Genomic DNA, 26,482 nt, shown 5'->3' on the forward strand with positions numbered 1-26,482 from the left:
AAATAAACCTATTTTGTCCAACCTTTTTAAGGTTGAGTCACTGAACTACGAATGGATTGCTGGGTTGGACTCTCATAAGTTGTTTCCGCAACTGGTGAGACACGCCAAATCGCATTACCAACATCATCTGCGACTAATACTGCACCCGAAAAATCAATTGCTACCCCAACAGGACGCCCATACGCTTTGCCTTTTTCACTTAAAAACCCTGTCAAAATATCTTGCGGTGGACCAGAGGGCTGACCACTTCTAAATGGCACAAAAATGACTTTATATCCACTATGTGGTTTACGGTTCCAAGAACCATGCTGACCGATCAATGCCCCACCTCTAAATTGTGGCATCAGTTCGGCTGCATAAAATGCAAGGCCTAAAGAAGCCGTATGGTTGCCTAGTGCATAGTCGGGTTTAATTGCACGAGCAACCATTTCAGGATTTTGCGGTTTTACTCGCACATCTACATGTTGACCATAGTAGCTATAAGGCCAACCATAAAAAGCACCGTCTTGAACCGAAGTCATATAATCGGGTACTAGGTCACTACCGATTTCATCGCGCTCATTAACCACCGTCCAAAGTTTACCGCTTTGAGGTTGCCAAGCCATACCATTTGGATTACGTAGGCCTGTTGCAAATGGGCGAGATTGACCACTTGCAATATCAAACTCTGTAATTTGTGCGCGACCTTTTTCTTGATCTAAACCATTTTCAGCAACATTACTGTTAGAACCGACAGTAATGTAGAGCTTTGTACCTTCGCGATTAGCAATTACATTTTTGGTCCAGTGGTGGTTTAAAGCACCACCCGGTAAGTCCAATACTTTGGTTCCACTGGCTGTAATTTGAGTTTCCCCTTCTTGGTAAGGAAAACGCACCAGTGCATCCGTATTGGCGATATATAAGTTATTACTTACCAATGCTATACCAAATGGAGAATTTAAGTTTTTAAGGAATACCGTTTTCTGGTCAGCGACGCCGTCTCCATTGGTATCACGAAGTAAAATAATACGGTTTGCACTCGGATGAGATGAGCCTGCACGCCTCATCACAAAAGTCATGATTTTACCTTTAATACCTTTGCTGTCTTCCGGTTTAGGCGGAGCATCTGTTTCAGCAACCAATACATCGCCATTTGGTAATACATAAAGCCAACGCGGGTGCTCAAGTCCTTTGGCGAAGGCTTTGACCTTTAAACCTTCTGCTGGAGTTGGCATAGCGCCATTTGGCCAGCCCTCTGCTGGGGCTATATTAACGGTCGGTAATAAGCTCGATTTAGGCTCAGGAAGTTTTGGTTCTGGGCCATAACTCTCGGCAATCGGATATTGAGATGATGATGCACATCCTGCAAGTACACATACAACCGTAATGCCTAAAGTTGGCTTCAAAAAATCGTTAAGCATCTTTTATCTCCATTTTATTTATTCGCAATAAATACAGGTTAATGCTTTAGAAGAGAGACTTATAGTTGATTTATTTAACTGTACTGAGCATTACAGTCTATATTTTTAAAATTTTAATACATAACTGGGTGTTTATTAGGCACTTAATTTACTTTCTTCATTAACTATCAATTAAAACTTGGTCCCAGAACTATTGTTTAAAGTATTTAAAAAGCTCTCTTTATCTTTGGGCGAGATCATTACTGTAGCCATTCTTCCATCTTTCATATAATAAATTTTAAGTCGATCTAGCGATAATGCTGGAGAAGAAAGTGGATTATGGGTAGGTTCTATTTGAGTAATATCATTGATATTAATTTTCCATCGAAATACCAAGCTCTTAATGATTAATGTGTTGTTTTCTACTACGTAATACGTGTTAAAGACCGGAAGCCAAATAACCAAAATGACTAAACTATAAATGAAGAGGTGCTGAAAATTTGAAGCTAAAGAATAATGATAATTTGCTTCATAAATTTTCATAACGATATTGGCAGTGATCACAACAAATATTAATAAAAGCCACCAATCAATTTTTGATCTAAATTTCAAAGTTATCCTCCATCTTTAAAATTAATTCCTAACAATTTATTGTTTCTAATTTATCTTCTTAAGTTAAAGCAAAACTCACCGCCTCTTTGGCGTGAATGGTCGTAGTATCAAATAAAGGAACCGAGAATTTAAGCTCACCAATTAACATACAAATTTCAGTACAACCCAAGATAATGCCTTGTGCACCTTCAGCTATAAGTCTTTCTACAATAGCGATATACTTTTGCTGAGAATCGGGGTTAATCACGCCTAAACAAAGTTCTTCATAAATAATGCGATGAACTGTCTTTCGGTCGGCTTCATTTGGAATAACAATATCAATTCCATAATCCCTCAATCGGGATTTATAGAAATCTTGCTCCATTGTAAAAACTGTTCCTAACAGTGCAACTTTACCAATATTTTGACCCAAAATTTCTTTTGCGGTTGCATCAGCAATGTGTAAGAAAGGAATCGAAATTGAATCTTCAATCTGTGCAGCAATTTTATGCATGGTGTTAGTGCACACCAAAATACAATCTGCCCCTGCTTTTTCTAAATTTAGCGCTTGCTCAGCTAAATATGCGCCAGCTTCTTGCCATAAACCCTTCGCTTGCAAGGCTGCTATTTCTTCAAAATCAACACTATTAATAATGACCTTAGCAGAGTGCAATTTTCCTAATTTACGATGAACCATTTTATTGATTTGTTGATAATAAAGCGCTGTAGATTCCCAACTCATTCCGCCTAATAAGCCGATTGTTTTCATTATTGAACCTTTCTATTTATTCAAAACTTATCTATATCTCTTATGAGTAAAGCGCAGCTAGAATAAAATTGCTTTCTTTATTAAATTATTATTTATCTTATAAGCTATATTTTTTTAAACTACTTAGTAAGAACTCTATGTTAGAAACAGAACGTTTAATTTTACGGCCATTCCTTGAAGAAAACTTACCTATTATGTTGGAGATGTTTCAAGATAAAGATTTTATGGCCTTTTCACCTCATGGTGCCTTATCGACTGAAGCCGCCAAGAGACGATTTTTAGAAATTTTGGAGCACTATAAAAATTATAATTTTGGCAAAATGGCTATCGTTTTAAAAGATACCCATAAAATTATTGGTTATTGTGGTTTTGAAACTTGTGAGGTTGATAGCAAGACAGAAGCTGAACTAGGTTTTAGACTCATTAAAAGTGAACGAAATAAAGGCTATGTTGTTGAAGCTTCACTTAAATTACTAGAAGACATGCAAAATCGAAACTTTAAGCATGTGATCGCTTTTTCAGAAAAAAATAATTTACCTGCCCACAATCTATTAAATAAGCTGGGTTTTGAAAAAACAAATTCATCTAGTTACATGAATATGGATGTTATCTTTTTCAAAAAAGACTTGTCATTTCTTTGATAAAAATAACGTATTACCTTAAAAACTTTAAGTGAGTGAATATCTATTGGCTTCAAGAAAACCAGTGTTAAAGCCAAATCATAAAACATAAGAATTCACGCAAAATTCACGACCAGCTCTTTAATTTAATCTTATAAAGTTGGCTTGGATATCGACATGAAAATTATAACTACAGCCCTAGGGTTGATTACTTTGGTAGGTTTAACGGCGTGTAAAAGTGTGCCTAGCTACTCAGGTGACTATGGCAAAGCTGAACAAAAAATTACTGGTATAGAATTAGATGACCAACAGGCGCTAGAAATCGGCAATCGTTTTGTCGCTGCATTTAATACGCTCGGCACCCCTTCATTTGTAAATAATGCCAGCAATCTTTACGCTGATCAGCTCTATATCAACGATACACTCTCACAGTTCTCTCAAAAGAAAGATCTGATTCAGCATTTTGAAGGCATGAATGACCGAGTGAGTAATGTCACTGTAAAACTCATTAGTGCAACTCATCACCAAGATACAGCTTACATCCATTGGTACATGTCCTATGACTTTAAAATGCTAGGTCGTTCAAAAACCATGGCTTCTTATGGAATTAGTCAGATTAAGATTAATGAACAACAAAAAATTATTTTCCAGCAAGATTATTGGGATCCAGCGAATGGCCTCTACCGTTCTTTACCAATATTTGGAGGAGTATATAAATGGATATTGCCGTTCAAAAAAGTCGAATCTTGATATTTCTAGGAATCTTAATCGTATCTCAGGCAAATGCGGCTGAACTAAAAAAATGCAGTTCAGCGCCTTTAATGGTGACGAGCAAGAAGGTTGGAAATGTCAGTTATTTTGCTGAAGATTGCCTAAAAAATTGGCAAAGCCAAAGCATCAAAATGGACTTTAGCTATAACCGCGATATTCCCGAGTGGGCATTTAAACGCGCAGCCACCCACTTTTTGAAGAAAAATGTTAGCGGCTTTGATGCGAAATCTCCGCTTAATCATATTAATGAACTATATAGGCCAATTAAGAGTGGAGATCTTTATAGTCTCTATTATCAACATGAAAATCAAAAACTAGAACTAAAATTAAACCAGAAGCTACTCGGTTCTTTGAACAATCCGAATGCAAATCAATATTTTAAAATCTGGTTTGGTAGTGAACCGTTTAATGCTAAATTAAAACAACAATTATTAAATTAATGGCTTAATAAAATCTCATGGGTAATCACTTTATCCTCATGGTTGAGGACCATTTTGAACTTGCAGCAACAGTCTGCGAATTTCTTGAAGTGCATGGTTATGTTGTCGATCATGCACGTAATTTAGATGCTGCACGGACTTTTCTCAAATCGCAGCATTATCATCTTTTGTTGCTCGATATAAATTTGCCCGATGGCTCTGGCTATGACCTATGCAACTGGCTACGTACCGAACAAGGCGTTGATATTCCCGTTCTTATGCTCACAGCAAGAGATACTTTAGATGACAAACTTAAAGGTTTTACTGCTGGAACAGATGATTATTTGGTAAAACCTTTTGATTTTAATGAACTAGTAATGCGGATTCGTGCATTAATAAAAAGAGCAGCTGGCGAAGTTACTTACCATAAAATTCAAATTCACGACTTAATTCTTGATAGTGCAACTCAAACCGTGGTTCGTGCCGGAAATAATATCGAGTTACCCCCTATTCAATTTAAATTATTAAAAATTTTGATGCGCCAGTCTCCAAAAGTAGTGACTAAGCAAGAACTGATGATGGAATTATGGGGAGATGAAGAACCTGAAAGCGATGCATTGCGCAGTCACATTTATAACTTAAGAAAAATGGTTGATAAACCTTTTGATCCTAAACTATTACATACAGTGGCAGGGGTCGGGTTAAAAATTGCTTTGGAAGATTCTGCGACTTAACTTAAATAGACCACGACAATTAAGCCTGTGGTTGGCTCCAAATCGAGTTCAGGATGAGTGGTTAAATAGTACTGCCGATCAAACAGCTCCACTCGCCATCCTAATTGCTTGCAAAGCTTTTGTACCAATTGCAAACCAATGCCATGACCTTTAGCCTTTAAGGAAAGTTGTGTGTCGCTGAGCTCTTGCACCTTTACATCGTTAGGTAAAGAAATTCCAATTCCATTATCTGCAATAATCAGGCTGTTTTTTTGTTGAATGATGTCGATTTGTGAACCTTGAGAATAATTAAGCGCATTACGTAAAATATTACCTAAAACCATTTGAGTCATAGAAGGATATAACCAGCGTGGCTGTTCAGCTGAGTCTGGATGAATACTAATATGTATTCCTTTACTCACACTCATCACTTCTAAACTTTCAACTAAATCCTTTACTGTTTTGGATAATAAATTTTTCTCAGATGGCAAGCTCTGTACCGTATTACGTGCAATCGCAAGTAAGGTATCAACGAGCAACTGCATATCTTCAATTGTATTGTGAAGACGGACTAGGGATTTATCGTCTCCATATTTCGCCTGACACAGTTGCACATTACCTTTCAAAATGGTGAGTGGAGTGCGTAACTCATGACTCACATCTCCAGTAAATTCTCTTTCGCGTCGAATAAAATCACTTAAAACCTGATGATATTTTTCTAAAGCTTGTTTGAGATATTCAGCTTCCATATTGCCATTAGTATTAATATTTCTAAAAGGAGATGCCTGAGTATCTTGATGTGCCCAATCAATATTTTCTAAAGCATTCGCTAAACGCGTAATTGGGGAAAAATAGCGTCTTGCTCTTCGGTTTGACCACCACAAAAAGCTATATAAAACAGATAAGCTGAACATGAGTGGAGCAAGACCAAATAACCAGATCAGCTTATTAACATTGCTTTCGCCAAATACCAACAGAACATGCTGACCATTACGCTCACCATAGACCGTCATTCGTTCTTTACCATCAACAAATACTCGGTGCACGCCACTTTCTAAATGCATGCCCCGAAAAGGTTGAGGCGCGACCTGTGTATTCCACCGATATCCATATAAATTTTTAGTATCTGGTAAATCAGCATTTGGATTACGTTCTATGCGTAACCAGTAATGCTCCATTTCCTGTTCTAAAGCGGTTTTAAGTAAAGAGCCCTTAATCACCCAAGCACTACAAGCCAACCCGACCACGATCGATAATGCAATCAGACCAATCTGCAACCAGTAATATCGATTGAACATTTGGGCTAATGGATGACTCGCTTTGCCATCATGTCGAGTTTTTATCATATCTTTATCGCCGGGATAGGCTATAGAAATTACTATGATCGCTTTTTAAATAAAAAGTGACCAATGACCCATTCTTGACCTTGCTCAAAACCAAATAACTCAGCACAAGCCATGAAGAAAATACGCCAGCGTTGCCACCAAATATTGGCATCTTTTCCATAGATTTTTTTAAACAGGGGCTTCAGTTCGACTTCTTGATTATCCATGTTATCAAGCCAAGCATTTGCCGTTCTCATATAGTGCTCACCCGACCACTGCCACTGTTGAGCCAACTCTAAATGCTCTTGAAAATGCAAAAAAGTCGAAGTCGAAGGCATTAAACCGCCAGTAAAAAAATACTTGGACATCCAATCATAATCTGATTTTACTTCAAAAGGATAATGTAAAAAGCGATGGCAAAAAATATGGCACCAAAGTAAGCCGTCTGCCTTTAACCAGCCCTGAATTTTTTCAAAAAGACGTTGGTAATTACGGACGTGTTCAAACATTTCAACCGATACAACACGATCAAACGTGTCTTGGTCTAATTCAAGTACATTCACATCACAGGTAAGCACTTCAACATTGGTTAACCCCCTCAACTCTGCTTGCCGAAGAATATGCTTTTTCTGAGTAGCAGAATTTGAAACAGCCGTAATCTGTGAGCGTGGATAGTTTTCTGCCATCCACAAAGTTAAAGAACCCCAACCACAGCCTAACTCTAAAATGTGTTGACCGTTTTTAAGCTGTGCTCTTTCACAATAAAGCTGAAGAGCCAGCTCTTCTGCCTGATCTAAAGTTGTGGTTTTAGTCGGGAAATAGCACGCACTATATTTAAGTCTTTTTCCAAGCACCGCCTGAAAAAACTCGGTCGGCAATTCATAGTGCTGCTCGTTTGCCTTATCCGTTTCAACCGCGATTTCGCTCTTCTTCAGCATATTAAGCACATCCATGTAGCGATGCGCCCCTTGTTCAGGGTCACAACGGCCTTCTTGGATTAAGCGCTTTTTACTTAAAGCACGAATTGCAGCTCGAATTGCATGATCTGGAATCACACCACTTTCAACAATTTTCAAAGACTGATGAACAATAAAATCCATATGCGCACCTATTTTTTGGGTTTTCGCGGAATAAACATTGACGTTTTTTGTTGATAATCAAGATAATTTTGACCGCGACTTTTAATTGCTTGTTTTTCACTAAATGGAATACCCGTGACGTAATATAAAAATAGCCACATCAGTAACGGATAAATCCATAATAAATATTGGCCTGCCGCTAAACTAATAATTGGATAGGCAAACCAGTGTAACCATTCAAAAAAATAATTGGGGTGACGTGAATAACGCCATAAACCCTGATCCATCGTTTTGCCATGATGATCTGGATTTAATTTAAATCGGTATAACTGCTGATCAGCGAGCTGCTCTCCAATGAAAGCAATTGCTATGATGACAGCTGCAATTACTAAAGCGACTTTATATCCACTATTCCATTCAGTTGCCTCTACATTGAGTAGCGTCCACATCGGTAAAAAGAACAAAAGCACTAAAAGTGTTTGAAAGATAAAAAAGAATAAAAAGCCAATATGCTGAAACTTACCCATCGCTTTACGCATGCTCGCGTAACGTCCATCTTCTTTTTGTTCAGATTGATAACGTCTTAACAGATGCCAAAATAATCTTAAAAACCATAAGCCGCTAAAAATACCGATAAAAAGACGCACTTCAACTGGGGCAACTGAAATGAGTAAAGAAGACACGATAATGTTTACTGCCAGACAGAAACTCCATGCAGCATCTACAATTCCAGCTCGGCCATTTAGAGTGGCAAGTAACCAGCTCAGCAACATGATCATTAAATCTAGAATCAGTAAATTCCAAAACATGAGCAGTCTCCTTACTTGAGCTGTTTGAGTTAGTAACTGGTACTTTCAAACAACAAGTGAACATTGCTTATCACGCCTTCTTTAAAACCACCTTCGCAATAACATAAATAAAAATCCCACATGCGAATGAAGTTTTCATCAAAACCTAGAGCCAATACTTGTTCCCGCGCTGCTAAAAACCGCACTCGCCAGTGATGAAGTGTGTGCGCATAACTTAAACCAATATCATTTAAATGTTTTAACCTTAAACCACTTTCAGAAGCAGTTTGTGTCAATACACTTACACTAGGAATGAAGCTACCCGGGAAAATATAGCGCTTAATATAATCAACTGTATTTAATGCTTTTTTATACCGGAAATCTTCAATGGTAATGGCTTGAATAAATGCCAAACCTTTTGGTTTTAAAAGTGCTTTACATTGATCAAAGTATGTCGATAAATATTCCGCACCAACCGCTTCAACCATTTCAATTGAAACCAGCTTATCGAACTTGCCTTCGAGCAAACGGTAGTCTTTAAGTTGCACATCAATTCGATGCGCCAAGCCAGCTTCATTTACACGAGTAACGGCTTCATCATATTGAGCTTGTGAAATGGTAATGGTGGTTACTCTACAGCCATAATGTTGAGCTGCATAAATTGCAAAACCACCCCACCCACTTCCAATTTCAACCAAATGATCTAGTGGTTTTAAATCTAACTTTTTACAAATGATCTCTTTTTTTAAATCAGATGCTTCTTCGAGGGTCATGCTTTCATTTTCAAAAACGGCGCTCGAATACATTAAAGACGGATCTAAAAATAATTTAAAAAAGTCGTTGCTTAAGTCGTAGTGCTCGGCAATATTTTTACGGCTACCACTTATAGAATTCTTTCGATTTTGATACCAAGCTTTAAGAAAAAACTGGCTCGCTTGAGCAATAACATTCTGGTTGATTTGGTCCAATACAGCTCGGTTACGTGCCAAGATCTGAATCAACTCGACAAGGTGCTCGCTGCTCCAGTCACCACGAATGTAGCCTTCTGCTGCTCCCAAAACACCATTTTTTAAAATAAGATCCATCAATAAAGGATTGTGAACTTCAATCACAGCATGTAAGTCTGAAACTTCACCGACCGTTCCATTCCATGCGCCCTGAAAAGTGATCTGTCCATGACGTAGTTTGAGAAGACTCTTGAGCAATAACGGCAGTGAGTCATCTTCACCATAAAGAAATGTTTTTATCATGTCTTATCTACCTTGATCTTTTTAGGATGACGATAAAATGGAACTTTCTTTCGCCATAACTTAAATGCCTCTAAATATATTGAAAACAACATTTTAAAAGGCGCTAGGCTGTTTATAAGAGCATATCGATATTGCTGTGAAGGAAATGTGATGGGCACAAGCTCAAAACGCATAGTGGCATCAAAGACTTGTTTTTGCTCTTCAAAAAGCTGCATATGAATGACATTCTGCTGATCTGAAAAACTAAATCGCCAACGGTAAGTCAACTGCATGGGCATGAACGGCGAAACATGAAATGATTTTTCAAAGTTAAAATCGAAACTTTGATAATCACCTACCTGACTTTGTTGTTTTATACATTCATGTGTATAGACTTTTCGTTCATTCCACGGGGTATTGGTAATTTCACTAAGAATAAATAACGGTTTTCCGACTTTATTTAAAACAAAATAAAATACGACCGAATTAAACCGAAAGCCTAAACAACGAGGCAAAGCCAAGACACGAATTTGCCAGTCTGGCCGAAGATGTAAGTGATTATTTTGCAGTATCGCTTTCTCTACTCTGTCTCTTATAGAACCGTGATACATGTTTAAAAAATCATTTTTAGATAGTTTTAATACATTCCAGTGATCCATCGACCAGAGTGAACAATCGTTTGTAATATCAACTAATTGATCTGGATCGAACCATAAATAATTTAAGGTCGATGTAAACTCATGCGGTTTAGGGCTATAACGCCGATGACTAATAAGCGCAGGAGCGATAGCAAGTTTATTTAATAACATTTGAAAGCTCCTTATTTATTCTTATAACGCTAAGAGTTGCTCAACAACACGTGCTGCACTGCGGGCGCCGTCTTCATGAAAGCCCCAGCCCCAATATGCTCCACAAAATGAAGTACGATTTTGCCCATTAATTTCGTGCCAAAGAGATTGAGCTTTAATCGCTTTTGCATCAAATACGGGATGTCGATATTGCCGCTCAACCAAGATGGCTTCGGATTTGATTTTCATATTCGGATTTAAAGTAGAAAAAATTTGAGTAGCGCAGGATAAATTCTGCAAATTATTCATCCAGTAGGTAAAACCATAATGTATGTCGGACTCATCGTTTTGAACTTGAGATGTTGGCGTTACATGCACATGCCAGCTTGCCCACTGCAAACGGCTTTTAGGCATAATTGAAAGATCACGATGGACGACCATTCGATTATCTTGATAACCAAATTGACTTAATATTTCTTGTTCAAGCTCTGACGCATCTTTAATTAAACTTAGGCTATCGTCAGCGTGGCTTGCAAAAATCACCCAGTCATATTGGGCTTGCCCTTCAACGGTTTCGATCAAAACTGTTTCTGGTGAACGACTCACAGCTTTTACTTCTGCAAATTTCCACTCAATGGATCGGCATTTTTTTTGAATAGCACGAATATAGCTTGCCGAACCATGTTTAACTGTTTGCCATTGTGGGCGGTCTTTTAACTGCAACATGCGGTGATGCTGAAAAAAGCTCACGGCAAATCGATATGGAATTTGGCCTACCTGCTCAACGGGTGCCGACCATAAGGCACCGCACATCGGATAAAGATGTTCATAACGAAACTCATGACTATATTTGTGAAGGTCCAAATACTCTTCAATCGATAAATTAGGATCGATATCCGCCACATCTATATCTTTATTGTCATCATAAAAACGCAGCAAATCTGAGAGCATTTGCAGAAATTTTCGGTTTAAAAAGTTCTGCGGACGGGCAAAGAGCGACCATTTTTTTGAAGGGTTATATTGAAGTCCACTCACCAGATTATTCACCGAAAAACTCATATCGCTGCTTTGAGTTTCTACGTCTAATTTTTTAAGCATGTCAGTAAATAACGGATAGTTATAGTCGTTAAACACAATAAAACCACTATCTACCGCGACTTTAGTGCCTTCTATCTCTAGCTCGTGAGTGTCAGTATGACCGCCAAAATAATTATTTTTTTCATACACAGTGACGTGATGTTGTTCCGACAATCTCCAAGCTGCGTAAAGTCCAGATATACCTGAACCAATAATGGCAATTTTCATAACACTTCACCGTTTTCAATTTTTTCTATCGATAGGTTTTTAATCTTTTTATATTGATAAACCTTCTCTGGTACTGGCTTTAACCCCCACACCAAACCAAATAGAGACATCAGTTTGAGCACATAAAAAGTGATATCAATCTGCCACCAATAAAAGCCTTGACGCACACTGCCTGCGTAAAAGTGATGGTTGTTGTGCCATCCTTCACCCAAGGTAATTAAAGAAAGTAGAAAATTATTACGACTATCATCTGGGGTATTAAACTCACGTGAGCCATAACGATGAGCGAGTGAATTAATACACAAGGTTGCATGCGTTAATAGAACAGTGGAAATCACAAATCCCCACACCAAAAGCTGTAAGCCATTGGTACCCAAGTCAGGAAAATGTTGCGCAAGCCATGAACCTAATCCATAAATTGCTAAGGCCGTCAAAATCACAATAGGCAAACTAAATCGGTCTAGCCAAATCAGCTCTGGATATTTCAACCAATCTTTAATGACTTTTTTTCGAGTAGCAAAATTTTGCTCATTTAAAAACCAGCCTACATGCGAATACCAAAAGCCTGCTTTCGCTGAATGTGGATCCTGGTCGGTGTCGGTAAAGTGATGGTGATAACGGTGATGTGCTGCCCACCATAACGGTCCGCGCTGCGCACTCATGGTCCCGATCAGTACAAAAATGAATTGAACAATACGTGATGTCTGAAAAGTTTTATGCGAAAGATAACGGTGAAAAAAAGCGGTAATTGCAAACATGCGAAGAAAATAAAAACCCAGCATGAAAACAACCGCGAACCAAGATACGCCCACCCAAAACACTGCTAAACAAGCGATATGTAATAAAATAAAAGGAATAATTCTTAACCATTGAATGTTCTTTTCAATGACATATTCGCTAGAAGCACCCACTTGCGCATTTTCTGAATCTGACCAGCTATCGATCCAGCGCAGAAAAAATTTAGACATTGATTCTTCCTGATCTAAAGCATTTCTTTTGGTTCTAATTTAGAAAATGCGCAATGAATTTTATGTGAAGTTCACTCGGTTACGAGATAAATATAAGCATCTACGCAACTAACATTTCACTATTTAGACTGTGTTGTCTTAACGAGTTTAGAAACGTCGTAGCCATAGCTTTTTGCAGTTTGCAGATAAGACTGAAATGTCGCCTCATCAAGTTGAGGGCTACGAGAAAGAATCCATAAATATTTATGGCTTGGGCCACCGACTAAAGCAACCTGATAATCTTGGTCAACTCTTAAAACCCAGTAATCGCCTTTTGTAAAAGGAATCCATCGGAGGCCAGAAGGTAAAAAGCTCACCTTCAATTTACTGTTGCCTTCATTTTGCGGATAAGCAACTCCTTCAGATGAGATCATTTCGCCTTTTTTTGTCGTACAGCTATTTAAAACACCAAGGGTTTTGTCCGCGTTAATAGAATAGTTTGCAGTTGTATTGGCTACACAATTACGCTGAAAAAACATAGGTAAATGTGCAATTTCATACCACTTACCTGCGTATTTATTAATATCGATAGAATCAACAGCGACAGGTTTAGTATTAGTGTCTGCAAAGGTGCTCAAAGGAAGCATTAAGCTCACTGCTGCAAGGCTACTGCTAATGACAAGTGATTTAAATAATAATTTCATGATTGCCCTCTTCTGTTTATTTAATACGTTTAAACATACGTCAGAGGGCTGTGAACAAAGTGTGAATTTTAAAAATTAAGCAACATTAATAAGGATTTAATTGTATTTCTTTAGAGCATCGGCAACTGGAAAATCAAGCTCAAAGCACACACCCTCAACCGTGTTATAAACTCGATAGAAGCCATGATGTAAGTCCATAATTGAAGCAACAATCGATAAGCCTAATCCACCTGTTTGATTCTCATCACTTCGATTTGAATGGCATTGGTAGAATCTTTCAAAAAGATGCTCAAGTTGATGTTCAGCAATTGAAATACCACCCGTTACCACAGTTAGGCTTACCCATTGCCTATGTTCAATCATTTTATGTTTTGTTGCGATATAAATAGTTCGCTTGTTACCACCGTGAACCAGCGCATTTAAAACAAGGTTATAAACGGCTCGTTGAAATAGCTCAGGATCTGCAAATAACTTTTGAGCTTCTAGATTAAAACTAAAATGACAGTCTTGATCTTCAGCTTGATATTCAAAAATCTGGCATAGACCATCTATAACGTCTTGGACGTTTATTTCCTGTTTGTTTACAAGAACCATTTTCTGATCGGCTCTTGCCAAGAAAAGCATACTATCAATCATGCGTTTTAATCTGTGGTAGTCGTCTAAATGAGACACCAGCAAATCTTCATATTGCTCAATCGAACGTTCGCCAGTTAAAGCAATCTCGGTTTGCCCAATCAAATTATTTAAAGGCGTACGGAACTCATGAGCGATATCTTCAGAAAAACGGTTGAGCTGGGTATAGCCTTTCTCAATACGCTCAAGCATGTGGTTTATATCTTTAGAAAGTAGCTCAACTTCTAAAGATGAATTTGATAGATTTAATCTTTTCTGGAGCTGATTTACGTTAATAGAATGAGTTTGCTTACGAAGCTGTTGTAGCGACCGTAAACCTAAATGACACGCTAAAATACAAAGCACAAAGATTGCAAACACGCCCCCGACCACATACATCAAGAGACTTTCTTGAAAAGGTAAAAGAATATTGATGCGTTCCGACCACTGTTTACCTGCAATGAGCAGATAAGGCTCGTTATTAATTTTTATGGTTTTCCAAGCAATGCGTGTTGGATATGAGTTGTTAACTAAATCTTGAAATTGAAGACTGTTGCGCTGTGCAAGTTCAGGCAGTTGAATGTGGAGCGGATTGATATTAATTAAAGTTTTATCTTTATGGATGAGCAGAAACAAGTTGTCTTGGTTGCCGAGCATGTTTTGATACAGCTTAGGACGCGCAATGATTTGCTCTACATTTTCGCTATCTTGCAACAAAATTTCCAAACGGTTAATTCGCTCTGCTAAAGCTTTATCTTGCTGCTTCAATAAAATCTGGTTAATACCCAAATAGGTCATAAAGCCGACGGAACATAAAATTAAGGCAGAACAAAGCGTGACCAGTAATGTAATACGGACTTCAAGAGAACGTAGAAATTTAAAGTTCATAAGCTAACCGAAATTTTATAGCCCAAGCCACGTATGGTATGAATGAGTTTTAACTCATATCCCTCATCAATTTTGCTTCGTAAACGGCGTACTGCAACGTCAATAAAGTTAGTATCAGTGTCAAAGTTAATGTTCCAAACTTCGGAACCAATTTGTCTGCGTGTCACGATTTGCTCTTTGTTGAGCAATAGATAACGCAACAAATTAAATTCGGTTTTACTCAGCTCAATTAAGTTGCCACTACGCCATACTTTATGACTGACCACATCCATTTTTAAATCGCTAATAGATAGCTCATTTTCTTGCAGATATTGCTGTCGTCTTAACAGACTTTTGATACGTGCCAATAGTTCAATATAGGAAAAAGGCTTAGCCAAGTAATCATCTGCACCCAACTCTAACCCTTTCACTCTATCCATCACCTGATCTTTCGCCGTTAAGAAAATCACCGGAATTTTTGAAAACTGGCGTAGAACCTGTAATACGCTCCAGCCGTCTATGTCCGGCAACATGACGTCAAGAATAAGCAAGTCATATTGATCTCTCTTTAGCATTTCCAAACCTTGCAGCCCTAAGTGAACACACTCCGCTTGATATCCAGACTCTTTTAATCCTTTGACCAAATAAGTGGCGATCTTGATCTCGTCTTCAATAATAAGGATACGCATTTTGTAGAGACTCATTTGAAAGATGACAACTTTGTAATGTGATTGTCATGCTTGAAATTAAGCAATTTGTTTAAGATTTTCAAAGCGACTTAGAGGCAATCATTATGAAAAAATTGAACTGGCTGATGTTAACAGTCGTGCTATTCGGTAATAGTACTTTTGCACAGCCCCCTGCTTTGAATCAAGTTTATTCATTAGATTTCAAAACTGCCCACCTGTTAGCCGACAGTGCGAAAGAGGCATGTAAAAAACTAAACCAAAATATTGCGGTTGTTGTTGTAGATCACGGCGGTAATCCTTTAACTGCCGAACGGCATGAGCTGGTAGGTCCACATAATTTAATGGCTGCCGAGAAAAAAGCCTATACCGCGTTAACAACCAAAACATCGACCTTAGTTTTAAGCCAAAACAGTAACCAGAACCCCGATGCAAAAAATTTAACTACCGTAGCAAATTTACTTTTGTTAGGCGGTGGCGTACCTGTTCGTTTTGGGAACCAAGTGATCGGAGCCATTGGGGTTGCAGGTGCTGGCGGTGCACAAAATGACAATCAATGCGCAAGCAAAGCCATTGAAACCGTTTTTCATTCATAAGGAGTTCACCATGACTAAATCATTTATTGCTTTATCTTCGTTATTTATTGCTTCGGCTACATTTGCACAAACTAATCCGCTAAGTGTGCACGTGTTAAATCTAGAAACGGGTTTACCCTCTTCTCAGGTTGAAGTCGTTTTAGAGAAAAACACCAATAACCAATGGGTTAAGCTCAACCAGCAAGTGACCGATTCAAATGGTCGTATTACTGCGCTCTATCCAGAAAATAAAAAACTAGAGCAAGGTGTTTATAAAGTTACTTTTAAAACTGAAGACTGGTTTAAAAAGAACAAACAACAAACTTTTTTTGCCGAAGTACCTGTAATTTTTAAAGTCGATGGAAGCGTAAATCACTACCATATTCCGTTACTACTTAGCCCTTACGGTTATTCAACTTATCGCGGCAATTAAAATAAAAAACCCCTTTATCTGTTATGCAAAAATAAAGGGGTTGGTTAAAAGCAATTTCTACAATTCAACTGAGACCCTACATTCGTAATGATCTTAGTAGAATGCAGTTTTCCTAATTTACGATGAACCATTAAGAATAAGCGAACGGTGAGCGCTTACCCCTGCCATCATTCCATCTGCAACTGCGAATGGTACCGAACCACCTAAACGTGCAATATCACCGCAAGCAAAAACCCCTTTTACCGTGGTGTCTTTTGTCGCGTTTGTTTTGATTATTTGTCCAAACGGCGTGTCTTCGACTTCACATCCAAGCTCGGCCAGCCAAGGTTGAGTAATATATGTACGTGTTGGAATAAACAGTCCATCCAGAGCAATAACCTTTCCATCGGTAAACACAATCTCTGCCTCACCTCTGATTTCCTGAATAAGACATGGCTCTACAATCACTCCACGTTTTTGTAAGGAAGTATGCCATTCTGTATGAATGAGTTGATCATTTCCATTAAGTAAAAGCGTGGTTGGGCCCCAATCAGGTAGCATCATTGCCAATTGTAAGCTGTGTTCTGAAGTGGCCAAGATACCGATTTTTCCTTGTTCTAATTCATATCCATGACAATATGGACAGTGAAAAACTGTTTTTCCCCATCTTTCAGCTAAACCCGGTATTTCGGGCAACTGGTCGGTCACTCCTGCCGCAATAATAATTTTTTTAGTTTGAATGGAATACACCCCATCAATACAAATACAAAAGCCTTCATCTATTTTTGCGATTTTTTTTAACTCCTCCATTTTGCCAGTGAACAGTGCTATATGCTTCTAATTGTTTTTTTGCAATTTCAATAATTTCACTAGCTTGAGTTCCATCTTGTGTAAGGAATCCATGAGAATTTTCAGCAAAACGATTTCTTCTTTGCCCTGCATCAATTATCGCAATGTTTCTACGTGCACGGGCTAACGGCATTGCTGCCGATAAACCCGCATAACTGCCGCCAATAATCGCAACGTCGTACAGCATTTTGTCCACCCTTAATAAGTAACTTATGAAGTTACATTAATGCTTTTTATTTTAATTTGCAACTTTTCATGTTACATTTTATATATTCTATTAATCGCGCTGTTTTTTGTGCTTATGCGTACCGACAATAAACTTTCCCGAATACTTCATGTGCTTTTACATATGGCGAGGCAAAATCGCAGTTTTACTTCTGAAGAAATTGCAAAAATGCTATCAACTAATCCTGTAGTTATCCGTCGTACCATGGTTGGATTAAAACAGGCTAACTTCGTACAGTCAGAAAAAGGACCTGGTGGTGGTTGGCACTTAATAGGAGATATCGAAAAAATTACGCTTCTTGATATTTATAATGCTGTTGGTGAACCAAAAATTTTTGCAATGGGCAATGAAAGAAAAAATCCGGAATGTGCTGTAGAACAAGTTGTCAATGCAGCTCTAGATTCAAGTATTCAAGCTGCACAGGCGATTTTAATTCAGCGTTTAAAAGACACTACCCTAGCCGATCTTGCAAGATCATTTGATCAAATCTGTATTGAAAAAGGATGGGATTTAAAACACTCACATTGAGTAATTTTTTCCTCACGTGCTTTTAACTAAAAAAAGCTCCTTAAATGTAAGGAGCTTTAATTTGAAGTGATTTCAAAATTCTTAACTACGAACAAACACCATTGCTAATAACCAATTTTTTGTTTGAATCTAGCGCCACAATTGAAGAAGAAACCGTATTAATAATTTGGGTCATCGCTTCACTTGAAGCATTCACAATACCTTCCATCTTTTTAGCTTTTTGATCAATCGGTTGCCTAAAAGCAATTCGACAATTGAGCTGAGATCCTGCATTCGTGATGACTTTTGCATTATTTGACTCTAATTGAGTGGGCGGTATTTGACGCTTCACCACCCAAGACACCGCAATATTAATATAGCTTTTATCTACAATATCAAAATGAGAAAAGTCTGTAGAAACTCGATATAAAGGCTGATTGTTTCCAGCTAGCCCACTGCTATAACTGTCAATTGCCCCTAATTTTTGCTGTAAACCCGCCGACAAGGTATCGCGTAATTGCGTACCCATGGTCGATGTCCAGCGTTCATTGTTTAACACCGTAGACTTACCACTACTATCTTGGAGCACCAAAGGCGCTCGGTCCAATCGGTCTGGAATCCCGACGGGTAATACCTCAATCACCTGCACAGTTGATTTTATAGCCGCAGTAATTTTAGGGGACATTGTATAATAATTTGGCGTTGGCGAACTCGAACATGCCGTCATGGCAACAGCCGTTAAAAACAGGCCGCTCCCAAGCAGCCAGTTGGCTGCTTTAGGATGTTGAAAAGGTAGAATGTTTTTATTTTTCATCATCGGTCTCTGGTGTTTTACCACGAATAATTGATTCAGGATGTTGCTCAATATAGTCTGCCATTAACTGTAATGAAGCAGCCGCACGTGTCATTTGCTGCAATGCTTTACGTACGTCTTGTTGTAACGGCGCATCGCTCGACAAAATAGACTCAGACGATCTTACAGTTTTACGAACATCGTCTAAGGTTGCTTGTAAACCAGGTGCAACTTTTCCATCTAACTGTTTAACCAGTTTGTCGGTAGACTCAATGGCTGTGTTCATATTGTTGAGCGTTTTACGTACATCTTGCCCAATCTCAACTAACGGGAATTTGGTTAACTTGTCAGCAATCTGAGAAACTTGTGCTTGTAAGCCACTCAGTTCAGTTGGTGTAGTTGGAATCACCACACGGTCATCACTCAAAATTTGTAATGTGGCTGGGTTGGGTTTAGGGAACTTATCTAGGGGAATATAGTTTTGACCCCGTGAGAAGGTTGCCTGTTCTCATTTGAGCACGCCATCCATGTTCAACAAAATCTTTGAAAATATTGCTGTTTGGATTGAGTGCCTGTCCATTCTCAACGCGTGACGGATAGATGACCGCCTCAACACGCATACGAATCTGCTTATAGTTGTTATAAAACTCTGCATTAATCGATTTAACATTACCAATTTCAATGCCCATGAAATCAATTGGTGCGCCAACAGACAGTCCACGTAATGAATGATCAAAGTACATAATCACACCGCGAGGTTGCCCGTCAGGGTCTTTTAATGCCTCAGATTTCGAGTCCCACAGATTAAAGCGACTATGATTTGCCGCTGTAGTAGCACGAGAGCTTTCAGGGATTCCAAAAGCAATACCGCCCGCGACAATACTTGCCAGCGATTGAGTATCTAAACTAAATCCTGAAGCATTCAAACTCACATCGATACCACTCGCCTGCCAAAAACGTGCATCGGTGGTGACAAACTTGTCATATGGTGCACGGATAAAAGTTTGCAGCTCTACAGTTTTACCATCGTTAGACAATTTATAGGCTGTAATTTGCCCCACATTAATTCGACGATAATAAATTGGGGAACCGACATCTAAAGACCCCAAGTCATCTGCATTTAAGAAAAATTCTTTGCCCGGCACATCGGAAGTAATCACTGGCGGTATTTCTAAGCCAGTAAATTCAAGCTTTTTCTCTTCCGACTTGCCACCATCCACTTCAATATATGAACCTGACAATAATGTGTCTATTCCTGAAACCCCACTCGTCCCAATACGTGGTCGCACGACCCAAAAGCGTGAATCTTTTGCGGCAAAGTTACTGGCATCTTTGCGCAAATCAATTCTGGCAATCACGTGTGAACGGTCTTCTGAAAGATCAATCTGCCGTACTACACCAATATCCACCTGTTTATAACGGACCGTTGTTTTACCTGCGACTAATCCCTCAGCCGTTCTAAAAGACACGTCAATGGTCGGGCCGTGAGACAAGAGCGCTTTTATCGCTAATGAAAGCGCGATTAAAAGAGCAATCAGTGGAATGAGCCAAATTAAAAGAGGCTTCCATCGACTTTTCTTTTCTTGGGGTTCTGGCAAATCATTCATGCTATCCAGTTCAACATCCGGATCACGACGATCTGAGTTACCAGGGGTTATTTCATTTTCAGACATACTCATTGTTCTTTTATTGACTGGGATTAATGGAATCATTATTCAACGGCGGGGGGTCTGCCTGAATAATCTTTGTTTTGTTTGAGGCAAAAGAAGAAGGCTTATTTGTATTTTGAGATGCGTAGAAGTTATCCCAAATAAGTCGTGGGTCAAAACTTAAAGATGCAAACATGGTTAACACTACAACCGCACCAAAAGCGATCGAACCCGGCCCTGCTAAAATCGTAGCAAGCGATTGAATCTGAATGAGTGCTGTTAAGAGTGCCACCACAAATACGTCAATCATTGACCAACGGCCGATAAATTCGACAACTCGATATAATTTAACGCATTGCTCAGGTAAAAACTTCCAAGCTGACGATTGTTGAAGATATACCGCCACCAATAAAAAATACAAAATCAGTAGCTTTAGCATGGGAATAAAAATACTGGCCATGAAAATGACCGCTGAAACCAGATAGTCTCCACTTTGCCAAAAGTAAATGACCCCACTCATGATGGTATCTTGCTGGCTACCCAACAGTGAGTCTGTCACCGTCATTGGAAGTACATTGGCGGGGATATAGAGAATGGTCGCAGCCACCACTAAGGCAAAAGTTCGATTTAAACTCGCGGGCTTACGTGAATGCAGTACGCTATTACAACGAGTACAACGTAACACCTGATAGCTTTGGTTGATTCGTCTCTTTTCATTTTGAGCAGAATTTACAACACCACAGCAATGACACACAATTAATGAGAGATCTTTGGCTCTTGGGTATTGCTTAAGCACTGACCCTTGCTGCGAGCTTTGTGTTTGGGTCACATTTTTTATCGTTTTCATGGCAGTGACCTATCAATTTCGTTCCATATATCACTCACCTTGATGGAAGTAATATAAACCAACAATACACTCAAGATCGCAAATGCCCATAACGCAATCTCGGGAATCACCAACACCATTCCTATTAACTTCACAAGCGTAACTAAAATCCCGATTAAGAACACCTCAACCATTCCCCACACTCTCATAAAAAAAAGTGTACGTAAGGCAATCACCAAAAATGTGGGTCTTTTCTTCAATATACTTACTGTGCCCAACACATAGGAAAGTAATAACAGATAGGAAAGCGGCACAATAAAAGTGGTGATTAATATAAGAATGCCAACGAAAGCCCGATCATAATGAAACATTACCCAGACCGCACCCAGTAAGGTGGTTTCAGAGATGTTGCCCTGCAATTCAATTTTTACAATAGGAAAGCTATTGGCAATAATAAATACGATTAATGCCGTTAATATTAAAGCCAACAGCGTCGAAAAAGGTTTGGTGTGCCGATAGAGTTCAGCACCGCAGCATAAGCAATAAGCTCTTTTTCCATAAGCAAGCGGGGTTCTACGATAGACAGTATCGCATTCCTCACAACCTGCTAATTCTTTAAGCTTCATAGTTATACTCTGAGATTTATAGTTTTAACTGTGTCACACAAAACTCTTTTTATTACTAAGGTAAATTAAAATATAAATCAATCGAAAAACTATCCAAGTCATCATAAATTTTGAGATGAAAATTACCGTGTACTGTTCAATATATTATTGAAACTGCTGAATAATCTGTACAAATTCTGTGGCCAAATTAAAATAGAACCTAAAAGTCAAAGGCTTAAGCTGAGATAGTACAGTTTTATGACCAAAATATCTGAGATCAGCATGTGACAGCACAGAATCATCAGAAATTTAGCATTTCTGAACAGTACGGCATGTGAGTCATTGGGAAAACAGTACAAAAGAATAGCGTGTTGGTTATACACGCGGACAGAGATTTACTTAAAAATATGAGCACTCATAGAGTACTCTCAAGGTTATAAATCCTTAACCCTCTCTTTTTAATATGATAATTTTAATTAAGATATAAAACAAAAATATTAATCACTTCTATATTCAAATATACATTCCATTTAAGAACAGCAATTTCAAATCTTATATTTTTCTTTAAAAATAAATGTCATTATAAAGATTAATTTAAATATATTAAAAATTAATTTATGCGACATAATTATCAAAAAATTAATTTTAAGTAGATTGTTTTTTAATTTATATAAAAATTAAGACCAGCCTAACAATTAAAAATTAATTATTTAAATATCAATATATTAAAAATTTATTTTCAAGATTAGATATAAGCAAGATGCTTTAATCTCATAAAATATTCTTTATATTATTGTAAATAAATTTTACCTTTCATTAAAAAATTAATAGTTGATTTAAACACTCAGAATTACCACCAGACCTTAGTTCACACGTATTTTAAGCACATTATTTTTTATAATTAAACTTAAGAAAACCACTAAACCTGAAGGTTTGCTTAAGTAATTTTCATACTGTATTTTAAAAATGAAAAATAAATAAATTTATATATTAAAGATAGAGCTAATAATAAAAGTGAGATCAAAATGATTGAATGGTTACAAGGTGTTTTAAAGCACAGCCCCGAAATATTATTGTTCTTATCACTCGCAATAGGCTTCTGGATTGGACAATTCCAGTTTGGAAAATTTCAATTTGGTGGAGTCGCAGGCTCCTTACTCGTCGCAGTTGTTTTAAGCCTTATTGGCGTACCTGTCGATAACGGCGTTAAAGCAATTTTATTTGCTCTCTTCATTTACGCAGTCGGCTTTGAAAGTGGTCCACAGTTTTTTAAATCACTGGGTCCACAGTCCATAAAAGAAATTTTATTAGCAGTATTCATGGCAGTGTGTGGTTTAGTCACTGTTTTAGTAATGGCTAAAATTTTTCATCTCGATAAAGGCTTGGCTGCGGGTCTCGCTGCGGGCGGCATGACTCAATCAGCCATTATTGGGACTGCGGGAGATGCAATTTCTAGACTCGATCTCCCACTCGCAGAAATTCAAAGACTTCAAGCAAATGTCGCGATTGGCTATGCGGTCACTTATATTTTCGGTTCATTGGGAGCAATTATTGTCTGTGTGAATATCTTGCCTAAATTTATGGGTAAAGAAATTCACGACGATGCTTTAAAAGCTCAAAGTGAACGACTGAAAGGTGCTTTTGAATTAGCCCCAGGCCAAGAACTGGCAATGCCCGAAATTGTTGGCCGTATTTATAAAGTTAAACAAGCCAATGGGCAAACTATTGCGGAAATTGAAGCAAAAGAGCCGAGTATTACGATTGAACGGTTAAAACGTAAAGATCAGTTTATTGATGTCGCTCCCGAGCTAACTTTACAAACAGACGATGTCATTTTACTGGTTGGTCGCCGTGCGAATGTAGTTTCAGTTGCCGAGCAAATCGGTAGCGAATTACAGTCATCGCAAGGTATGGAAATGATTATGGATACCAGCGATGTCATCCTAAGAAATTCCAAATATCTCAACCGCACCTTAGGAGACATTAAGGCCAATACGCCTGCGTATTTAAAGCACGGTATTTATGTACTTGCAATTAAGCGTAACGATGAGACACAACCTTTAAGTGATGACACCGTTTTACGACAAGGCGATGTGGTCACCGTATACGGTACAAAAAGTGACCTCGACCGTTTGGTGAAAGAAGCAGGTAAAGCCCTACCTGAAAGCTTAAAAACGGACTGGATTTTCCATGGTGCTGGCCTTATGGTTGGCTTAGTGATTGGTCTTTTTGTGATTCGTTTAGGTGATGTGCCCTTAACTCTTGGTGCCGGTGGCGGAGCTTTACTATCAGGTCTTCTGTTTGGCTGGATTCGAAGCAGAAATCAAGTGCATGGCAATATGCCTTTAGCGGCTTCACAGCTTCTTAAAGATTTGGGACTTGCAGGCTTCGTTGCTGCTGTCGGCTTACAATCAGGTTTGCAAGCAATTCAAACCATTAAAGAAAGTGGTCTTTCACTCTTTATGATTGGAGTTGTGGTAACACTGGTTCCTCTCCTACTTTCCATGCTCTTTGCTCGTTATGTTCTGCGTTATGACAACGTTGCAGTAATGGCAGGGGCACTATCTGGTTCACGCAGTGCAAACCCTGCATTTGGTGCAATTTTAGACAAAGCAGGAAACTCGATTCCGACCGTTCCATTTGCAATTACCTATGCCTTGGCAAATGTGTTCTTAACCTTGCTCGGACCACTGATTGTAGGCTTGGCCTGATTTTATACATTGAATTAGAAATTTTATTCATCTCACTATAATTAAGGAGACGTCCCATGGGGAAAGTCGATTATTCTAAATACGCAAAACTCAGCCCATTTGAACTTAAAGATAATTTAATAGAATTAGCTCAAAGCAGAACTGACCGAATGATGTTAAATGCTGGGCGTGGTAATCCGAACTTTCTTGCTACCATCCCACGTAGAGCGTTCTTTCAACTGGGTTTGTTTTCTGCGACCGAATCCGAATTTTCATTTTCCTATATGCCGGAAGGTTTAGGTGGCTTCCCGCGCCCCGTTGGACTCCAGTCACGTTTTGATAACTTCATTTTGGAAAACCGTGACAAACCCGGTGTAGTCTTTTTAGGTAAAGCCGTGTCTTATGTGCGCGACCAGTTAGGCTTAGACCCAGATCTTTTTTTACTTGAAATGGTTGAAGGGATTTTAGGCTGTAACTATCCAGTACCAGACCGAATGCTTCGAGTGAGTGAAACAATTATTAAAGAGTACGTCTTACGAGAAATGGGCGTACAAGGCATGCAAAAAAGAGACTTAGATTTGTTTGCGGTCGAAGGCGGAACAGCCGCAATGGCCTATATTTTTAACTCATTAAAAGAAAATAAAATTATAAAAAATGGTGACCGCATTGCCATTGGTAGCCCTATTTTTACGCCATATCTTGAGATTCCAAAACTCAATGACTACCAACTTGAAGAAGTTTTAATTGCGGCAGACCCTAAACTCGACTGGCAATATCCAGAGTCGGAGCTTAGAAAGTTAGAAGATCCGTCTATTAAAGCGTTCTTTTTAGTCAACCCAAGTAACCCGCCATCGGTAAAAATGAGCGATGAAGGACTTGCAATTTTGGCTGATATCGTCAAAAAACGCCCTGATCTGATCATTTTGACAGATGACGTTTACGGTACATTTGCCGATAACTTCAAATCACTATTTGCGATCTGTCCTGACAATACGATTCTGGTTTATTCATTCTCTAAATACTTTGGTGCGACTGGTTGGCGACTTGGTGTCATTGCGCTTTCAAATAACAATGTGCTTGATAAACAAATTGCGAACTTATCGAAAAAAGAGAAGAAAGAGCTTGAAGAACGCTATTCATCTTTAACCACCGACCCAGCAAGCATTAAATTTATTGACCGCTTAGTTGCCGATAGCCGAAATGTTGCGTTGAACCATACCGCTGGTCTGTCTACCCCGCAGCAAGTTCAAATGGTTTTATTTGCCTTGTTTAATATGATGGACTCACGCCAGAGCTATAAAAAAGCTGTTAAATCTGTTGTTCGTGAACGCGACGCAGCACTTTATAGACAGCTTGGTGTCGAGGTTCCAACAGATCCAAATGCTGTGGACTACTACACGCTAGTCAACCTTGAAAACACATCACGGACTCTCTATGGAGATGAGTTTGCTGATTGGGTCATGAAAAATAAAAATCCGACCGAGCTATTGTTTAGAGTTGCCGATGAAACGGGCGTAGTTTTATTACCGGGTTCTGGCTTCGGTGTGCAGCACCCTTCTGCCCGTGCATCTTTAGCTAACCTGAATGAATATCAATATGCTGCAATTGGTGACTCTTTAAGACGCTTTGCAGATGAAGCTTATGCAGAGTATTTAAAAACTAAAAAAGGCAAATAAGCACCTATATAAAGTGAGGCTCTAGCAGCCTCACTTTTTCCTTTCTGTTCTTTAATTTACTATTTCAGTTTTTCAATTTAAT

25 protein-coding genes and 2 pseudogenes are annotated in these 26,482 nt (G+C 38.5%); 9 read left to right on the top strand and 18 right to left on the bottom strand.

The window, feature by feature from the left end; translation table 11 throughout:
* Positions 1 to 26: 26 nt before the first annotated feature.
* From J690_RS09945 to J690_RS09955, 3 genes are all read right to left on the bottom strand, one after another.
* Positions 27 to 1,400: a PQQ-dependent sugar dehydrogenase gene (locus tag J690_RS09945; RefSeq protein WP_032035568.1), complete on the bottom strand. Its 1,374-nt coding sequence runs from the start codon at positions 1,398 to 1,400 to the stop codon at positions 27 to 29.
* A 171-nt stretch (positions 1,401 to 1,571) separates the two neighbouring features.
* Positions 1,572 to 1,991 (bottom strand): PH domain-containing protein, encoded by a 420-nt coding sequence (locus J690_RS09950; protein WP_032035571.1) that lies wholly within the window; start codon positions 1,989 to 1,991, stop codon positions 1,572 to 1,574.
* A gap of 58 nt (positions 1,992 to 2,049) precedes the next feature.
* Complete coding sequence (locus tag J690_RS09955) at positions 2,050 to 2,739, bottom strand: aspartate/glutamate racemase family protein (RefSeq protein WP_032035573.1); 690 nt, start codon at positions 2,737 to 2,739, stop codon at positions 2,050 to 2,052.
* A 137-nt stretch (positions 2,740 to 2,876) separates the two neighbouring features.
* On the opposite strand from J690_RS09955, the gene J690_RS09960 reads away from it, so the two are divergent.
* The 4 genes from J690_RS09960 to J690_RS09975 all read left to right on the top strand — a co-directional run bounded on the left by J690_RS09960 (position 2,877) and on the right by J690_RS09975 (position 5,283).
* Entirely contained in the window at positions 2,877 to 3,380 is a 504-nt protein-coding gene (locus tag J690_RS09960) for a GNAT family N-acetyltransferase (protein WP_032035575.1), read from the top strand.
* 156 nt (positions 3,381 to 3,536) lie between these two features.
* Positions 3,537 to 4,109, top strand: coding sequence for a nuclear transport factor 2 family protein (locus J690_RS09965; protein ID WP_032035576.1), 573 nt, complete (start codon positions 3,537 to 3,539; stop codon positions 4,107 to 4,109).
* On the top strand, positions 4,076 to 4,570 hold the full coding sequence (locus J690_RS09970) for a chalcone isomerase family protein (protein WP_017398543.1): 495 nt from the start codon (positions 4,076 to 4,078) through the stop codon (positions 4,568 to 4,570). Before J690_RS09965 ends, J690_RS09970 begins: the two co-directional genes overlap by 34 nt.
* A gap of 17 nt (positions 4,571 to 4,587) precedes the next feature.
* Entirely contained in the window at positions 4,588 to 5,283 is a 696-nt protein-coding gene (locus J690_RS09975; protein ID WP_032035579.1) for a response regulator transcription factor, read from the top strand.
* Here the strand turns inward: J690_RS09975 and J690_RS09980 are convergent.
* The 10 genes from J690_RS09980 to J690_RS10025 form a co-directional block, all read right to left on the bottom strand.
* Positions 5,280 to 6,608, bottom strand: coding sequence for a sensor histidine kinase (locus tag J690_RS09980; protein ID WP_032035582.1), 1,329 nt, complete (start codon positions 6,606 to 6,608; stop codon positions 5,280 to 5,282). The genes J690_RS09975 and J690_RS09980 overlap by 4 nt on opposite strands.
* A 32-nt stretch (positions 6,609 to 6,640) precedes the next feature.
* Positions 6,641 to 7,687 carry an SAM-dependent methyltransferase gene (locus J690_RS09985; RefSeq protein ID WP_032035585.1) on the bottom strand — a complete coding sequence of 349 codons (1,047 nt, stop codon included), beginning with the start codon at positions 7,685 to 7,687 and terminating at the stop codon, positions 6,641 to 6,643.
* A gap of 8 nt (positions 7,688 to 7,695) precedes the next feature.
* Positions 7,696 to 8,475: a DUF1295 domain-containing protein gene (locus J690_RS09990; protein WP_032035588.1), complete on the bottom strand. Its 780-nt coding sequence runs from the start codon at positions 8,473 to 8,475 to the stop codon at positions 7,696 to 7,698.
* 29 nt (positions 8,476 to 8,504) lie between these two features.
* Complete coding sequence (locus tag J690_RS09995; protein WP_032035590.1) at positions 8,505 to 9,704, bottom strand: SAM-dependent methyltransferase; 1,200 nt, start codon at positions 9,702 to 9,704, stop codon at positions 8,505 to 8,507.
* The gene (locus J690_RS10000) at positions 9,701 to 10,492 is read right to left on the bottom strand and encodes a DUF1365 domain-containing protein (protein WP_032035592.1); all 792 of its coding nucleotides are present in this window, start codon (positions 10,490 to 10,492) and stop codon (positions 9,701 to 9,703) included. The genes J690_RS09995 and J690_RS10000 overlap by 4 nt, the downstream gene beginning before the upstream one ends.
* Before the next feature lie 21 nt (positions 10,493 to 10,513).
* Entirely contained in the window at positions 10,514 to 11,776 is a 1,263-nt protein-coding gene (locus tag J690_RS24260; protein ID WP_032035595.1) for an NAD(P)/FAD-dependent oxidoreductase, read from the bottom strand.
* Positions 11,773 to 12,744, bottom strand: coding sequence for an acyl-CoA desaturase (locus J690_RS10010; protein WP_032035597.1), 972 nt, complete (start codon positions 12,742 to 12,744; stop codon positions 11,773 to 11,775). The genes J690_RS24260 and J690_RS10010 overlap by 4 nt, the downstream gene beginning before the upstream one ends.
* Positions 12,745 to 12,863: 119 nt before the next feature.
* Complete coding sequence (locus tag J690_RS10015; protein WP_032035600.1) at positions 12,864 to 13,427, bottom strand: lipocalin family protein; 564 nt, start codon at positions 13,425 to 13,427, stop codon at positions 12,864 to 12,866.
* Between the two features lie 96 nt (positions 13,428 to 13,523).
* The gene (locus J690_RS10020; protein ID WP_032035602.1) at positions 13,524 to 14,927 is read right to left on the bottom strand and encodes a heavy metal sensor histidine kinase; all 1,404 of its coding nucleotides are present in this window, start codon (positions 14,925 to 14,927) and stop codon (positions 13,524 to 13,526) included.
* The gene (locus J690_RS10025) at positions 14,924 to 15,595 is read right to left on the bottom strand and encodes a heavy metal response regulator transcription factor (protein WP_005123675.1); all 672 of its coding nucleotides are present in this window, start codon (positions 15,593 to 15,595) and stop codon (positions 14,924 to 14,926) included. Before J690_RS10025 ends, J690_RS10020 begins: the two co-directional genes overlap by 4 nt.
* Before the next feature lie 125 nt (positions 15,596 to 15,720).
* Here J690_RS10025 and J690_RS10030 point away from each other — a divergent pair, with 125 nt between their 5' ends.
* Together J690_RS10030 and uraH are read left to right on the top strand one after the other, a co-directional pair.
* On the top strand, positions 15,721 to 16,188 hold the full coding sequence (locus tag J690_RS10030) for a GlcG/HbpS family heme-binding protein (RefSeq protein ID WP_081309271.1): 468 nt from the start codon (positions 15,721 to 15,723) through the stop codon (positions 16,186 to 16,188).
* Between the two features lie 10 nt (positions 16,189 to 16,198).
* A complete protein-coding gene (gene uraH, locus J690_RS10035; RefSeq protein WP_000167347.1) occupies positions 16,199 to 16,600 on the top strand; it encodes a hydroxyisourate hydrolase in 402 nt (133 codons plus the stop codon).
* A 117-nt stretch (positions 16,601 to 16,717) separates the two neighbouring features.
* On the opposite strand, the pseudogene J690_RS0104195 reads toward uraH, so the two are convergent.
* Positions 16,718 to 17,624: pseudogene (locus J690_RS0104195) on the bottom strand (NAD(P)/FAD-dependent oxidoreductase).
* Positions 17,625 to 17,729: 105 nt separating this feature from the next.
* Between J690_RS0104195 and J690_RS10040 the strand changes: the two are divergent.
* Positions 17,730 to 18,182, top strand: a complete 453-nt coding sequence (locus tag J690_RS10040) for an Rrf2 family transcriptional regulator (protein WP_032035607.1) — start codon at positions 17,730 to 17,732, stop codon at positions 18,180 to 18,182.
* A gap of 85 nt (positions 18,183 to 18,267) precedes the next feature.
* Here the strand turns inward: J690_RS10040 and J690_RS10045 are convergent, their stop codons facing one another.
* The 4 genes and pseudogenes from J690_RS10045 to J690_RS10055 all read right to left on the bottom strand — a co-directional run bounded on the left by J690_RS10045 (position 18,268) and on the right by J690_RS10055 (position 22,055).
* Entirely contained in the window at positions 18,268 to 18,975 is a 708-nt protein-coding gene (locus tag J690_RS10045) for a PqiC family protein (RefSeq protein ID WP_032035610.1), read from the bottom strand.
* Positions 18,965 to 20,633: pseudogene (locus J690_RS0104200) on the bottom strand (PqiB family protein). Before J690_RS0104200 ends, J690_RS10045 begins: the two are co-directional and overlap by 11 nt.
* Positions 20,634 to 20,640: 7 nt before the next feature.
* Positions 20,641 to 21,450: a paraquat-inducible protein A gene (locus J690_RS10050; RefSeq protein ID WP_032035613.1), complete on the bottom strand. Its 810-nt coding sequence runs from the start codon at positions 21,448 to 21,450 to the stop codon at positions 20,641 to 20,643.
* Positions 21,447 to 22,055, bottom strand: a complete 609-nt coding sequence (locus tag J690_RS10055; protein WP_017480802.1) for a paraquat-inducible protein A — start codon at positions 22,053 to 22,055, stop codon at positions 21,447 to 21,449. The genes J690_RS10050 and J690_RS10055 overlap by 4 nt, the downstream gene beginning before the upstream one ends.
* A gap of 1,004 nt (positions 22,056 to 23,059) precedes the next feature.
* Between J690_RS10055 and aspT the strand changes: the two genes are divergently transcribed.
* Positions 23,060 to 24,745, top strand: coding sequence for an aspartate-alanine antiporter (gene aspT, locus J690_RS10060; RefSeq protein WP_032035615.1), 1,686 nt, complete (start codon positions 23,060 to 23,062; stop codon positions 24,743 to 24,745).
* Between the two features lie 56 nt (positions 24,746 to 24,801).
* Positions 24,802 to 26,400: a bifunctional aspartate transaminase/aspartate 4-decarboxylase gene (locus tag J690_RS10065; protein ID WP_005073522.1), complete on the top strand. Its 1,599-nt coding sequence runs from the start codon at positions 24,802 to 24,804 to the stop codon at positions 26,398 to 26,400.
* Positions 26,401 to 26,482: the final 82 nt, after the last annotated feature.

Origin of the sequence: Acinetobacter sp. 742879 (assembly GCF_000588535.1) — a bacterium.
Classification (GTDB): Bacteria; Pseudomonadota; Gammaproteobacteria; order Pseudomonadales; family Moraxellaceae; genus Acinetobacter; species Acinetobacter pittii.

Excerpts from the sequence above, each read along its gene's own strand:
- J690_RS09945 (WP_032035568.1), bottom strand. The coding sequence starts at position 1,400 with ATGCTTAACGATTTTTTGAAGCCAACTTTAGGCATTACGGTTGTATGT.
- J690_RS09955 (WP_032035573.1), bottom strand. The coding sequence starts at position 2,739 with ATGAAAACAATCGGCTTATTAGGCGGAATGAGTTGGGAATCTACAGCG.
- J690_RS09960 (WP_032035575.1), top strand. The coding sequence starts at position 2,877 with ATGTTAGAAACAGAACGTTTAATTTTACGGCCATTCCTTGAAGAAAAC.
- J690_RS09965 (WP_032035576.1), top strand. The coding sequence starts at position 3,537 with ATGAAAATTATAACTACAGCCCTAGGGTTGATTACTTTGGTAGGTTTA.
- J690_RS09970 (WP_017398543.1), top strand. The coding sequence starts at position 4,076 with ATGGATATTGCCGTTCAAAAAAGTCGAATCTTGATATTTCTAGGAATC.
- J690_RS09975 (WP_032035579.1), top strand. The coding sequence starts at position 4,588 with ATGGGTAATCACTTTATCCTCATGGTTGAGGACCATTTTGAACTTGCA.
- J690_RS09980 (WP_032035582.1), bottom strand. The coding sequence starts at position 6,608 with ATGATAAAAACTCGACATGATGGCAAAGCGAGTCATCCATTAGCCCAA.
- J690_RS09985 (WP_032035585.1), bottom strand. The coding sequence starts at position 7,687 with ATGGATTTTATTGTTCATCAGTCTTTGAAAATTGTTGAAAGTGGTGTG.
- J690_RS09990 (WP_032035588.1), bottom strand. The coding sequence starts at position 8,475 with ATGTTTTGGAATTTACTGATTCTAGATTTAATGATCATGTTGCTGAGC.
- J690_RS09995 (WP_032035590.1), bottom strand. The coding sequence starts at position 9,704 with ATGATAAAAACATTTCTTTATGGTGAAGATGACTCACTGCCGTTATTG.
- J690_RS10000 (WP_032035592.1), bottom strand. The coding sequence starts at position 10,492 with ATGTTATTAAATAAACTTGCTATCGCTCCTGCGCTTATTAGTCATCGG.
- J690_RS24260 (WP_032035595.1), bottom strand. The coding sequence starts at position 11,776 with ATGAAAATTGCCATTATTGGTTCAGGTATATCTGGACTTTACGCAGCT.
- J690_RS10010 (WP_032035597.1), bottom strand. The coding sequence starts at position 12,744 with ATGTCTAAATTTTTTCTGCGCTGGATCGATAGCTGGTCAGATTCAGAA.
- J690_RS10015 (WP_032035600.1), bottom strand. The coding sequence starts at position 13,427 with ATGAAATTATTATTTAAATCACTTGTCATTAGCAGTAGCCTTGCAGCA.
- J690_RS10020 (WP_032035602.1), bottom strand. The coding sequence starts at position 14,927 with ATGAACTTTAAATTTCTACGTTCTCTTGAAGTCCGTATTACATTACTG.
- J690_RS10025 (WP_005123675.1), bottom strand. The coding sequence starts at position 15,595 with ATGCGTATCCTTATTATTGAAGACGAGATCAAGATCGCCACTTATTTG.
- J690_RS10030 (WP_081309271.1), top strand. The coding sequence starts at position 15,721 with ATGTTAACAGTCGTGCTATTCGGTAATAGTACTTTTGCACAGCCCCCT.
- uraH (WP_000167347.1), top strand. The coding sequence starts at position 16,199 with ATGACTAAATCATTTATTGCTTTATCTTCGTTATTTATTGCTTCGGCT.
- J690_RS10040 (WP_032035607.1), top strand. The coding sequence starts at position 17,730 with ATGCGTACCGACAATAAACTTTCCCGAATACTTCATGTGCTTTTACAT.
- J690_RS10045 (WP_032035610.1), bottom strand. The coding sequence starts at position 18,975 with ATGAAAAATAAAAACATTCTACCTTTTCAACATCCTAAAGCAGCCAAC.
- J690_RS10050 (WP_032035613.1), bottom strand. The coding sequence starts at position 21,450 with ATGAAAACGATAAAAAATGTGACCCAAACACAAAGCTCGCAGCAAGGG.
- J690_RS10055 (WP_017480802.1), bottom strand. The coding sequence starts at position 22,055 with ATGAAGCTTAAAGAATTAGCAGGTTGTGAGGAATGCGATACTGTCTAT.
- aspT (WP_032035615.1), top strand. The coding sequence starts at position 23,060 with ATGATTGAATGGTTACAAGGTGTTTTAAAGCACAGCCCCGAAATATTA.
- J690_RS10065 (WP_005073522.1), top strand. The coding sequence starts at position 24,802 with ATGGGGAAAGTCGATTATTCTAAATACGCAAAACTCAGCCCATTTGAA.